At 58.3% G+C, this 12,460-nt stretch carries 12 protein-coding genes; 4 read left to right on the forward strand and 8 right to left on the reverse strand.

Annotated elements, in window-relative coordinates:
• Positions 1-29: 29 nt before the first annotated feature.
• The 6 genes from BLV11_RS11975 to BLV11_RS12000 form a co-directional block, all read right to left on the reverse strand.
• Positions 30-2,162 (reverse strand): TonB-dependent siderophore receptor, encoded by a 2,133-nt coding sequence (locus BLV11_RS11975; RefSeq protein WP_091814351.1) that lies wholly within the window; start codon positions 2,160-2,162, stop codon positions 30-32.
• 180 nt (positions 2,163-2,342) lie between these two features.
• Entirely contained in the window at positions 2,343-3,236 is an 894-nt protein-coding gene (gene mmsB, locus BLV11_RS11980) for a 3-hydroxyisobutyrate dehydrogenase (protein ID WP_091814354.1), read from the reverse strand.
• Positions 3,237-3,294: 58 nt separating this feature from the next.
• Positions 3,295-4,374, reverse strand: a complete 1,080-nt coding sequence (locus tag BLV11_RS11985; protein ID WP_091814357.1) for an enoyl-CoA hydratase/isomerase family protein — start codon at positions 4,372-4,374, stop codon at positions 3,295-3,297.
• Positions 4,375-4,404: 30 nt separating this feature from the next.
• Positions 4,405-5,184 carry an enoyl-CoA hydratase gene (locus tag BLV11_RS11990; RefSeq protein ID WP_091814360.1) on the reverse strand — a complete coding sequence of 260 codons (780 nt, stop codon included), beginning with the start codon at positions 5,182-5,184 and terminating at the stop codon, positions 4,405-4,407.
• Positions 5,185-5,225: 41 nt separating this feature from the next.
• Positions 5,226-6,392, reverse strand: coding sequence for an acyl-CoA dehydrogenase family protein (locus BLV11_RS11995; RefSeq protein WP_091814363.1), 1,167 nt, complete (start codon positions 6,390-6,392; stop codon positions 5,226-5,228).
• A 24-nt stretch (positions 6,393-6,416) separates the two neighbouring features.
• Positions 6,417-7,907 carry a CoA-acylating methylmalonate-semialdehyde dehydrogenase gene (locus BLV11_RS12000; RefSeq protein ID WP_091814366.1) on the reverse strand — a complete coding sequence of 497 codons (1,491 nt, stop codon included), beginning with the start codon at positions 7,905-7,907 and terminating at the stop codon, positions 6,417-6,419.
• Between the two features lie 171 nt (positions 7,908-8,078).
• Between BLV11_RS12000 and BLV11_RS12005 the strand changes: the two genes are divergently transcribed.
• Positions 8,079-8,954, forward strand: coding sequence for an AraC family transcriptional regulator (locus tag BLV11_RS12005; protein WP_091814369.1), 876 nt, complete (start codon positions 8,079-8,081; stop codon positions 8,952-8,954).
• A 607-nt stretch (positions 8,955-9,561) separates the two neighbouring features.
• Here BLV11_RS12005 and BLV11_RS12010 read toward each other — a convergent pair.
• Together BLV11_RS12010 and BLV11_RS12015 are read right to left on the reverse strand one after the other, a co-directional pair.
• The gene (locus BLV11_RS12010; protein ID WP_175528346.1) at positions 9,562-9,951 is read right to left on the reverse strand and encodes a DUF4345 domain-containing protein; all 390 of its coding nucleotides are present in this window, start codon (positions 9,949-9,951) and stop codon (positions 9,562-9,564) included.
• 8 nt (positions 9,952-9,959) lie between these two features.
• Positions 9,960-10,241, reverse strand: coding sequence for a hypothetical protein (locus BLV11_RS12015; RefSeq protein ID WP_139173235.1), 282 nt, complete (start codon positions 10,239-10,241; stop codon positions 9,960-9,962).
• A gap of 189 nt (positions 10,242-10,430) precedes the next feature.
• On the opposite strand from BLV11_RS12015, the gene BLV11_RS12020 reads away from it, so the two are divergent.
• From BLV11_RS12020 to BLV11_RS12030, 3 genes are all read left to right on the forward strand, one after another.
• Positions 10,431-10,853: an SRPBCC family protein gene (locus tag BLV11_RS12020; protein ID WP_091814378.1), complete on the forward strand. Its 423-nt coding sequence runs from the start codon at positions 10,431-10,433 to the stop codon at positions 10,851-10,853.
• A 219-nt stretch (positions 10,854-11,072) separates the two neighbouring features.
• Positions 11,073-11,873 carry an oxygen-binding di-iron domain-containing protein gene (locus BLV11_RS12025; RefSeq protein ID WP_091814382.1) on the forward strand — a complete coding sequence of 267 codons (801 nt, stop codon included), beginning with the start codon at positions 11,073-11,075 and terminating at the stop codon, positions 11,871-11,873.
• A 223-nt stretch (positions 11,874-12,096) separates the two neighbouring features.
• Positions 12,097-12,405 (forward strand): hypothetical protein, encoded by a 309-nt coding sequence (locus tag BLV11_RS12030; protein WP_091814385.1) that lies wholly within the window; start codon positions 12,097-12,099, stop codon positions 12,403-12,405.
• Positions 12,406-12,460 lie beyond the last annotated feature (55 nt).

A 12,460-nucleotide genomic window follows, 5' to 3' on the forward strand; every position in this document is an offset into this window, starting at 1 on the left:
CGGAAAGGCCACCTCCCGGCATCAGCAGATCAGTAGGTCCACTTGACGGTCAGGTCCGCACTGACCGGCTCGCCGTAGTAGCTCTGACTTCCCCCCCAGTAAAGGCTGGCCAGGTACTTCTCATCGGTCACGTTATAGAGGTTGAGCGTGGTGCTCCAGTTGTCGGTGAACTCGTAGTTGGCCATCAGATCAACCAGGGCGTAGCTGTCCTGTTTCACCTCTGCATTGCCAACAGCGGCGCTGATTTCAGACTGCCAACGCACCAGTGCCCCCACCTTCAAACCGTAAAACGCGGGTACGTCGTAGGTGCCCTTCGCGCGTACCAGGTGTTCCGGGACAAACGTCCGGGCGGCGTTGTTGTCGGCGTCTTCGATGTCCACGTAGGTGTAACCCGCAGTCAACTGGATCCGGTCGCCGATGGCGCCGGTCGCTTCCAGTTCGATACCGTCGCTGGTGATGCCATCGGCCCCCTGGTAATAGTCTTCACCATTGGCATCCTTACCGGCCAGTTCCGCCAGGTTATCCTGTTCCGTATGGAACAGCGCCACCGTGGTCTGCAGTTGGCGGTCGAGAAGCTCGCTCTTGAGCCCCAGCTCGTAGTTGACCCCGTCAATCGGGTCCAGGCGGTCCCCAGCAACATCCGTCTCTGTCTGGGGAGAGAAAATCTCGGTGTAACTGACGTAGACCGTATGCTGGTCATTGAGATCATAAAGCACACCGGCGTAAGGAGTTTCAACGGCATCGTAACTGGTGTCCTTACTGTTGCCATAGTTGGTGCCATGACTGTCCAGCCAGGTCATCCGCAGCCCCGTTATGGCACTCAAGCGGTCCGTGAGAGACCAGCGGGCGGCCGCATAGCTACTGATGTACTTATCGGTCCAGTCGCTACCATTTACAGCGGCATCAAACGCAGGCTCAGGGTAATGGCCTGTCCATTGCTCCAACGGTGGCAGCGGGGTGCCAATACCCTGGCCATAGTAGGAGATGTCATCCAGCTCAGAGTACGACCAGTTCCCGCCAACGACCAATTCGTGGGTGCGTCCCGCCAGGGAGAAAGGACCGGAGGCATACAGGTCGGCAATCCACTGCTCTTTCTCCAGGGTGTACAAACTCGGGTAGGCTGCCAGACCCAGTCCCGTGTTCCGGTCAGGCGTTCCGTACTGATAGAACAGTTTGGAATCGCTATCGATCTCAAGCCGGGTCACGCTCAGCTGGGCCTGCCAACCACCGGCCAGCTCCTGGGACAACGTCAGGAAGGAGTTGTGGTAGCGGCTGTTCCAGTACGCCCAGTCGGCAGAGGTGCTGGTGGAACGGGGGTAATCAGTTTGCGTGCCGTCGCTGTATAGCAGTGGCAAAGAACCCCACATCGGGCTGTCGGCGTCGGATGTCTGGGTGAAATGCCCCAGCGTCAGTAGCGTGGTATCGGTCACGTCTGCCTCGATCACGCCGTACAGCATCTGGCGGGTGGTTTCATAACGATCCAGGTAACTTTCACTTCCTTCACCACCAACCACCAGTCGGCCACGAACATGACCGGACTCAGACAGGGCGCCAGACAGATCACCGACCAGTCGACCGTAGTCGTGGGAGCCGCCCGTGGCGGTAATGGACGCCTGGGTGCGCGCGGTCGGCCGCTTGCGAATGAAGTTGACCGTTGCGGAGGGATTGCCCACCCCGGACATCAGGCCATTGGCACCACGAAGGACCTCCACCCGGTCAAAGAAAGCGGTGTCGATCTTGCCCAACACATTACCGTACACCATGGGCAGGCCAACACCATCGTATTGGAAGTTGGTGATATCAAAGCCGCGGGCGGTGTAGTAGGTGCGGTCCGTTTCTGCCCGTTCCACGGTTACGCCAGTGGTGCTATCCAGCACTGAGTTAATGTCGTCCTGACCAAAGTCATCCATCTGCTGCCGTGTCGCCACAGATACCGCTTGTGGCGTTTCCCGCGGCGCCAGATCCAGCTTGGTGGCCGTGCGGGTCGATCCTACCGTGTAGCTCCCGGTGGACTCGGAGGAAGGTTCACTTAGCTGGCCACTGACGTCAATTGCATCCAGAGAAATCACCTCTTCGGCCATCGACAATACCGGCAAGGTGACAAGAACAATCGCGCTCGCCAGACGGCTGCGGCGGAATACAGGGATCAGACGGTGGGACATAACAAACGGCGCTCCAGCTTGAATGAACAATCAATTTCGGCGCCAATCGTAATGATAACGGTTTTTATTTGCAAATGGGGATTACAATTAATTTAACCAACTGCCCCACCACGGAACGGTCACCGCAGGTTGTGGTCACCCTTCCGGGCCCCATCAACCTGCGGTAAAACAGGGAATGTGTTACTGACTGTCTTCGAGGAACAAGCGCTGGATACTGGAAAAATCCAGGGTGCCGTTACCCTTTACGGCATGGAGAGAGAAGAGGTTACGGGCCAACGCCCCCATGGGAATCGCCGCCTGGTTCTTGATGGCATTATCGAATGCCAGCCCCAGATCCTTGTTCATCAGGTTAACCAGGAAGCCCCCTTCATAATCCCGGGAAGCCGGCACTCCGTCCATAACCCCCGGCCAGGGGTTGTAGACATTCAGCGCCCAGTTGCCACCGGAACTCTGTTTCATGATCTCCGACAAGACCGCCGGATCCAGTCCGTTCTTTACCCCCAGCGCCAATGCCTCGCAGGTTCCGGACATCAGGATCGCCAACAGCATGTTGTTACAGATCTTCGCGACCTGTCCCGCACCATGGTCACCGGCATGGAAGATGTTCTTGCCCATACCGTCGAGGATCGGCCGGGCCCGTTCAAAGCCGGCATCATCACCCCCACATATGAAGGTAAGGGTTCCGGCCTTCGCCCCACCAACCCCGCCAGAGACTGGCGCATCGAGGAAGGTAATACCCTTTTCGGCCGCCACTGCAGCCACCTTGCGGGCCGTTTCCGGAGCGATGGTGGAAGAATCAATCACCAGAGTTTGCCGGGACAGGCTGTTCATCAAGCCGTCCTCCCCAAGGTAAACCGCCTCCACATGCTGCCCGGCCGGCAACATGGTAATCACACACTCCTTGTCAGCGGCTGCAACCTGGGCCGACGCTGCCGCGGCCGCACCCGCCTCAACCGCGTGATCCAGCGCCGCCTGCGACAGATCGAACACCGTCACTTCGTGACCCGCCTTCACCAGGTTGGCCGCCATCGGCCCGCCCATGTTTCCTAAGCCAATAAATCCTATCTTTGCCATGTTCCGATCTCCTTGTTCTTGTTTCGGTACATCCGGCGGGGGCCGACACCTCTTCCACTCAGTGGAAGAAATCGTCAATCCACGCCGGATCAATATCGTTCAGCGACGAGTAGCGCCAGCGGGGTTGCTGATCCTTATCGATCAGCAACGCGCGGATACCCTCAGCGAATTCGCCCTTGCTCAGGCATTTCAGGGACAGACCCAGCTCCAGCTCAAATACCTCAGACAGGCTCATCGTCCGCGCCAGCGTCAGATGCCGCCAGAACAGCATCTGCGCCGTGGGTGAGGCTCCGGCCAGGGCCCGGACGGCTTTCTGCAACCATTCGCTGTCGCCATCGACGCCTTTCAGCTGTACCACGAGCTGGTCCAGGCTATCGGCGTCCGTAAGCCGGTTAATGGCATCAAAATTGTCTCGCACCGGGGAGTCCGGCCTGGACACTGCCGAATCCTGTTCAAACTGGCGCAACACCCGGTTGAGCACCACCGATGCGTCGGCTTGTTGCCAGTCCGCGTTCTGCAAGGCGGCAACCACCTCGGCCTTGCGTTCATGCCCGATGAAACGGTCCGCCAGGCCCAGGAAGATGGCATCTGCGGCGTTCATCCGGGCACCGGTCAGACCGAGGAACAGGCCGGTGCGACCGGGCATGCGGTTGAGGAACCAGCCCGCACCCACATCCGGATACAATCCGATACTGACCTCAGGCATGGCGATCATTGAACGCTCGGTGACCACCCGATGACTTGCCCCGACCATAATGCCGAGCCCGCCGCCCATGACAATGCCATGGCCCCAGCACACCACCGGCTTGCCAAAGCTGTGGATCAGCTGGTCAAGTTCGTATTCCTCGGTGAAGAAGGCCTGCCCCAGCCCCGCCCTCTGACCGGCCGGTTGCGGCTCGATCATGTCGCGGTAGAGCGCAACGATGTCACCACCCGCACAGAACGCCTTGTCGCCCTCCGCGTCCAGCCACACTGCCAGCACCTTGTCGTCCTGCTGCCACTGACGCAGCTTTGGCGTCAGCAGGCGGATCATGTCCAGGGACAGCGCATTCAGCGATTTTGGGGCGTTAAGCCGGGCGACCGCTACACGGCCACCGGTGACCGCCCATTCCTCAAATACAACGGCGTTATTACTCATAGAACGTTCCAATCAACGGTGTTTCCACCCTCATCGATTTTTCCAGTCGGGTGCCCGCTTTTCGAGGAAGGCATTCACCCCTTCGCGCTGGTCTTCCGTAGAGAACAGTTCAACAAACAGCTCTCGCTCCATTCGCCAGCCGTCCCGATGGCTACGGCCATCACGGGCACTCATAACCAGCTGCTTACAACGGGCAATGGAAGACGGACTTTGCTGACAGGCCATTTCGGCCAGTTCCAGGGCCTTGGCAAACGACTCGCCCTTGCCCACCACCTCTTCCACCAGACCAATCTGCTGCGCCCGCTCCGCGGTAATCCGTTCACCACACAGAATCATCCGCTTGGCCCAGCCTTCACCCACCAGCCAGGGCAGATTCTGGGTGCCGCCCGCACAGGGCAGGAGCCCTACCCGGGCTTCTGGCAGCGCCATCTGAGCCTGAGCTTCTGCCACCCGGATATCACAGGCCAGAGCGCACTCCAGTCCCCCACCCATGGCGTAGCCGTTGACGGCAGCGATGGAGACCCCGCGGAAGTTACTGAGAGCGTCGAAGGCATTCCCGAACGCCTGTGCCATCACGGCCGCACGGCCGATGTCCCCATCAGCAAACGCGTTCAGGTCGGCACCGGCGGAGAAGAATTTCTCACCCTGCCCGGTGATCACCAGGGCATAGATGTCCTTGTCGTCGTTGAGCTGGTTCACCGTATCCGCCAGCGCGCCAAGGGACTCTTCTGTCCAGGTATTGGCCGGCGGGTTATTGATGGTGATGGTGGCAATGTGACCGCGCTTTTCCAGGTCGATCAATGCGCTCATGGTGGTTTCCTTCTGTCGTTATTCGTTGGTCTCAGGTCGGGCTACTGGATGGCTTCCGCCACCCCCGGCTCCAGCAGGCGCCGGGCAACAATCAGCCGCATGATTTCGTTGGTACCTTCAAGGATCTGGTGCACCCGCAAGTCGCGCACGTAGCGCTCCAATGGGTATTCGCGGATATAACCATAGCCTCCGTGGAGTTGCAGCGCCTCGTTACAGACGTCAAAACAGGCATCGGTGGCAAAGCGTTTGGCCATGGCACAATGGAGCGTGGCCTCAACGTCACCGGTGTCCAGTTTGAACGCTGCCAGACGCACCATTTGCCTTGCCGCAACCAGATTCGTGGCCATATCCGCCAGACGAAATTGCAGGGCCTGGAACTCCGCCAGCGGCTTGCCGAATTGGCTGCGCTCGTGGAGGTAATTGCGGGCTCGCAGCAACGCCGCCTGGGCACCGCCCAGGGAGCAGGTCGCGATGTTCAGGCGACCACCATCAAGCCCCTTCATGGCAAACCTGAAGCCTTCGCCCTCCTCGCCCAAGCGATTGGCCGCGGGCACTCGTACATCCTCGAAGGTAACCTGACGGGTTGGCTGGCTATGCCAGCCCATTTTTTCTTCGTTCTTGCCGTAGTGGATACCCGCGCAATCAGCCGGCACCACGAACGCGGAAATGCCCTTGGCGCCACTGTCCGGTGCTCCGGTGCGGGCCATGACCACCAGCACCTGGGTGCCTCCGGCGCCGGAGATGAACACCTTGCTGCCGTTGAGTACGTAATCATCTCCGTCACGAACCGCCCTGGTGCGCAGGTTGGCGGCATCAGACCCTGCACCCGGCTCAGTCAGACAATACGAGCCTAACCACTCACCACTGGCCATGCGTGGAGCAAACTCGTCCCGCACCGGGCCAACGGCAAAGTTGGCCACCATCCAGGTGGCCATGTTGTGGATGGTAATGAAGGCCGCCGTAGACGGGCAGGCCGCCGCCAGCTCCTCAACGATCACCGAGGTGTCGAGCCGGGACAGCCCCATACCGCCCTGAGCTTCGGGAGTGTAGATTCCGCAAAAGCCCATGGCGCCCGCAGCGCGGATCACGTCAACCGGGAAGATATGCTCGTCATCCCAGAGTGCAGCGTGAGGAGCCATTTCATGTTCAGCAAATGCCCTCGCCGCTTCACGGAACGCCAGCTGGTCTTCGGTCAGGTTGAAATCCATGCACATACCCTCTGCTTGTCGTGCTTAGCGCAGGTTGATGGAGAAGTTGGCGTCCACATCCATCTCACTGTGGAACCAGCGGGCGGTGATGGTCTTGGTTTCGGTATAGAAACGCACCGCCTGCTTGCCATAGGCATGCTGGTCACCGTAGAACGAGCCTTTCCAGCCAGTGAAGGAGAAGAACGGCAGGGGTACCGGAATGGGGATGTTGATACCCACCTGGCCCACATCAATCTCGTGCTGATATCGACGGGCACTGCCGCCGCAGTTGGTGAAGATCGAGGTGCCGTTGCCATAAGGGCTGTTGTTGACCAGTTCGATGGCATCCGCCAGGGAATCCACTTCCATGCAGGACAGTACCGGCCCGAAGATCTCTTCGTTATACACATCCATGTCCGTGGTCACCCCCGCGAACAGGGTCGGCCCCACCCAGTTGCCGTCGGGCAGACCATCCACCATACAGCCACGGCCATCCAGCAACAGTTTCGCGCCCTGAGCCTCACCGGTGGCAATCAGCGATTCCACCCGGTCCTTGGCCTGACGGCTGATCAGCGGGCCATAGGCTGCGGCTCCGTCGTTCCAGGCACCCGGCCTGACCTTCGCCAGCGCCTCTTTCAGTTCTGCAATCCACTCCTGGGACTTGCCAACAAACACCGCCACCGAGATAGCCATACAGCGCTGACCGGCAGCGCCCACAGAAGCACCCACCAGAGCATTGATCACCTGCTGTTTGTCGGCATCCGGCATGATCACCATGTGGTTTTTGGCACCGGCAAAGCTCTGTACCCGCTTCATGTTACGGGTGCCGGTTTCATAGATATAACGGCCAACCGGCACCGAGCCCACAAAGGACACCGCCTTGATCACCGGGTCCGTCAGCAGGGTATCAACCTGAGCCTTGGCGCCATGAACGACCTGCAGCACACCCTTCGGCGCACCGGCCTGCTCGAACAGTTCCGCCAGCCGGGTCGGGGTCAGCGGGTCCTGCTCGGATGGTTTGAGAATAAAGGTGTTACCACAGGCGATCGCCATCGGGAACATCCACAACGGAATCATTGCCGGGAAGTTGAACGGGGTAATACCGGCACAGACACCCAATGGCTGGGTATAGGAGTAGGTATCCACTTCCCGGGCGACGTTTTCCACGGTCTCGCCCATCATCAGCGAAGGAATGTTGGCCGCGTGCTCCACCACTTCAATGCCACGCCATACATCGCCTTTGGCATCCTCAAAGGTCTTGCCTGTTTCCTGGGACAGGATTTCGGCAATCTCGTCGTGGTGCTCTTTCAGCAAGGCCTGGTAACGCATCATTACCCGTGCCCGCTCGGATACCGGTGTTTCTTTCCAGCTCTTGAAGGTTTCGGCAGCATGGCTGATCGCACGCTGCATTTCCGCGTCGGTGGCACAGGGAACACGGGCAATCACTTCGTTGGTGGCCGGGTTGGTGACGTCGATCCACTGATCAGTCTGGCTCTCGACAAACTCACCGGCGATATAGAGGGGTACTGTTTTCATGGCAGCTTCCTGTCGTTGACAACGGTTGTTTTTGTAATTGGCATCGCCCAGGACGATACCGCAGATTGGAGCATGGTTTGATGCTAGCAAAGGAACCGGCCTGGCGTGATTGACTAAATTTCGGCCTTGATGGACTATCTTTAGATCAACAGTAATAGCAAACGGTATTCCATGACCCAGACCTCTCAGTGGCCGGTGCCTGCAGACAGTATCCGCTACGTGCTACCCGCCCCCGCGATCAAAGCGCTGTCCGAACATCCCTTGACGAAGGAATTGTACCCACTGGCTTTTGGCCACTACCGCAACGCCCTGGGACATCACATGCACCGGGAGCACCACCGAGACAATCTTTTGATCTACTGCACCGAAGGGCGGGCGTTTCTCAATGTCGAGGGGGTTCCTTGCACCGCGGAGGCTGGCGACCTGGTTTTGCTGCCCGCCGGGGTGTCCCACCGATACACCGCCGACCCGGACAACCCCTGGACGATCCACTGGGTACATTACACCGGTCCCCTGGCAGAAGAGTTCCACCACTATATGGGCTTTAGCGATGCGATCCGGGTGCTGCACCTTGGCCAGCAGCCACGGGTGCTGGTCGATTTCAATGGTCTGCTTTCCGTGCAACAGACCGGGTTCCGCAGCAAGGGGCTGATCCATGCCGCCAACCGGTTGCGTCAGTTGCTGACCGCCATCCCGCTGACGCTGGATGCCACCAGCATGGCACAGCAGCCGGACCTGGATATCATTCATAATTTCATGCGGGAACATCTGGAAGAACGCATTACGCTGGACCAGCTGGCCGACCTCGTGGGACTCTCTCCCCCACACTTTGCCACCCGTTACCGGGCCCAGACCGGCACCACCCCGATCCAGCATTTTCTTCACCTGAAAGTGGAGCGGGCCTGTCAGTTGCTGGACACAAGTAACCGCAGTTTTGCCCAGATCAGTGCCAGCCTGGGGTATGACGACGCGTACTATTTTTCGCGCCTGTTCAAAAAAGTGATGGGGCAGTCGCCAAGCCACTATCGGCACACCAACCGGCACTGACAGTCACCCCCGACCTGTCACGCCCTGGTCATTTCCACACCGCTCCCCGCCAGCACTAGTGCAACAAGGGCTGCAACGGACTCTCCTGGCGTTGCACACACAGTTATCCACCGATTTTGTGGACAATTCACAGCACACAGCCGCTTGAACCGGGCTGGCCTGTGGAAGACTTCCAACGGCGACACCTGAGCTGACCCAAAAACCACCAATCTGGTCAGATATAAACCGGACAGATCATTAATTCGTCACCCCTGTGACATACTGATCAATTAAAGAACTGATTCCCCCAGCCCTTGTGCGACAACACCTGAGACCACCTCTCCTGCCATTGCACACACAGTTATCCACCGTTTTTGTGGACAATCCACAACTCAGCACCCGCTCTTCACCCACAGGCTGTGGAAGACTTTCAGCAGGCCCGATAAAACGGTGAATAAACCATCAGGTTGATCAGTTAAAAAGCGCTTCGTTCATCAAACAGTCATCGCCGATACAGACTGATCATTTATAAACCGCACTCGCCTAGCCCTTGTGGCGCATGGCCTGAAGCAGGCTATCCGGTCATTGCTAACACAGTTATCCACGGAAACTGTGGACAACCCGCTCACTAACCCGAGGATCTGGCCCGCATCAAGGCCCATAACGCGATCAGTGCCATGGCGACTTCAAACGCCAGATACCAGTACATGACCGCATTCGGAGCCCCGTCAACGACAATGCCATAGAGCCGTCCCCCTGCCATGCCCGCCATCAACAGCACGACCCCGGCCAGCCCCTGACGGACCACGCCCCGGTTTGAAGCCAGTAAAAAAAGTAGCCCCCCAACGGCAACCGACAGCCCGCCATAGGTTGCACGCATATCAATCAGTGCCGACACAGCCGTTGGCGCGGAGCCGGTTACCAGCCGGGACATCGCTTCAGGGAGGAAAACAAAGCCGAGACCATACGCCAGGAACAACACCGCATTGAGCCTGACAATCACCAACTCCGTAGCCATAGAACGCCTCATTTACGATAGCCCCGCGACTTCATTACGTTCATCACATCGTCCAGCACCGCAGTCAGCTCATCCGCGCTGACGTTGATGCCTGCAGGGGCATATACCCGATCCTTGCCGGTGCAGAAAAACCCGGCGGCGCTGGTCTTAAGCTCTTCCTTTAAGGTCCGGGCATGCTGGGATCGTGTCCCGACGAGCGGATTCGCGCGGTGCTTACCGACACCCTTTTCGGTCAGTGTCCGGACGCCATCCTGTCTCCCCCAGCTTTCAAACAGGCTTTTCAGTGCCACCACAGGCTCTCCAATCGTTGGCTTGCTCTTATAACACCATAGACCCCAGCGCCCGGTTTTCCAGAGACAGATCATCTGACTGAACGGCCAGCAGGGCCAATAATCGGTCAGGCCACACCCTGGACTTTCGCCCCAGAAGACAACCGGCTACTCTGTCAGTGGCCTTCCAACAACGAACGAGACGAGATCATGTATACCATCGAAATTGATGAAACCTTTGACGTGCCCCGCAGTAAGGTCTTCGCCCTGTTTGCCGAGCACGAACGTTTTGGCAAGTTGCTGGGCGCGCCGGTGAAACGCATCAAGGACAGTGACCAGGCCGACCCCAATGGTCTGGGTTCCGTGCGCAAGATTGGCTTTGGCCCTATTGGCCTGGAGGAAACTGTCATTGGTTTCGAGCCGGATTCGCTGATCGAATACACCATTACCAGCATCAGCCCGCTGAAAAACCACATGGGCCGTATCCGCTTTGATGAGCCCTCCAAGGGCCAGACCCGGGTGAACTACGTCATCACCTTTGACGATGTCATTCCGTTTACCGGCAAGCTGGTTCAGTCGGCACTGGAACAGGGTATCCGCAAGGGCATCAAGCGCATCCCCAGAATGGCCTGAGGCGTTACCCCCCCTCCCGCCCCTCCAAGGAACGACCGCTCGCGGTCGTTCCTTTATTTCTACGGTTACAGACTGTTACCGGATATGGCTGCCTTTCTTGATTTGGGGCAAAAGTCCTCCCCGTCGCTTTCCCTACCCTGACGCCTCCCATCGGCCCCCTGTCACGGCCGCAGTTATCGGGAGCACTGAAGCGCTCCCCAAGCAAGTCTGGAGACACCCATGGCGTCAGAGCCCATCGTGCTGTTTGATAACGGCCACCATAAATGTTTGATGTTCGATTCCCTGGTTACGGGCGAAGGCGTGCAGTCCAACCAGTTTCTGCTGGTAGATGGCAAGCACGAGGCACTGATCGATCCTGGCGGTGACCTCACCTACACCCCGTTATCGGTCGCCGCCTCCCGTTATATGAGCATCCAGGATCTGGACTACGTCTTTGCTTCCCACCAGGATCCGGACATTATTGGCGCCATTGACCGCTGGCTGTTGCACACCAAGGCTCAGATCGTGACGTCCCGGTTGTGGTCACGATTCCTGCCACACCTGGCCTCCGGCTATGTGGTCAATCAGCTCAACGTCAATGTCTTCGAGCGCATCACCGGAATTCCCGACAGTGGTGCCAACGTTCGCTTTGGCGAGAGCTACATCCAGTGCCTGCCGGCCCATTTCATGCATTCGGTGGGTAACCTTCAGTTCTACGATCCGGTGTCCAGAATTCTGTTTTCCGGAGACCTGGGCGCGTCCATGGCCGCCCGGGACGAACACCTCCCCGTGGCTGATTTCGACGCCCACATTCCTCACATGATCGGCTTCCACAAGCGCTATATCTGTTCAAGAAAGGTTTGCGAATTGTGGGCAGACATGGTCCGCAGCCTGGATGTGGCAATGATTGTTCCCCAGCACGGCAAGCGCTTTGAGGGCAAAGAGATGATCAACCGTTTCCTCGACTGGGTGTCCTCAGTGGAGTGTGGTGTTGACCTGATGACCCGGGAGCACTACCAGCCGCCCGGCGACTTTGTTTGAGTTATAAGTACAAACCACATTGTTATTATGGGCCATCACGCACTTTGCCTCTGTTCAATCCGAATATTTATTGTGTACAGTTGTTCACATCAATGACAAGTGAGGCCAGGACGGCCCTTTAAACCAGAAAACGAGCAATGGGGTATCGTTTGGGAACCAGAGTACAGCCAGACCATCCGGCTTGAGGTTCCCTGAAATTGCAAATGAAAAGGAGGCTTTAATTATGGCCATCAGTTCAAACCGTATCATTGGTCTGACCCAGGAACTGCAGATTGAGCAGGCCTGCCACGTAAACGAGCTGCACATCGGCTGGCACAACGAGTTCGCCGCCCAACAGCAGCAAAAGGACCCATCCGGCCACTATTTCAGGGCGCCGGTAGTGACCTGGAGCCGGGACGGTGTCACGTACCAGTACGTACCGACCCTGCAGTTTGTGGAGACCAATAAGGGCTTTGAAGTCGACGCCGATCGACTCGTTGCCGATATCAAACGGCAATTGCTCATTCGCGGCACCCAGTCAGTCGCCGCTTGAGTTGAGCAGTAACCGGGGAGGGTTCGCCCCCCCGGTTTTCGCTGTTGTTCTCCCA

Origin of the sequence: Marinobacter mobilis (assembly GCF_900106945.1) — a bacterium.
Taxonomy (GTDB): domain Bacteria; phylum Pseudomonadota; class Gammaproteobacteria; order Pseudomonadales; family Oleiphilaceae; genus Marinobacter; species Marinobacter mobilis.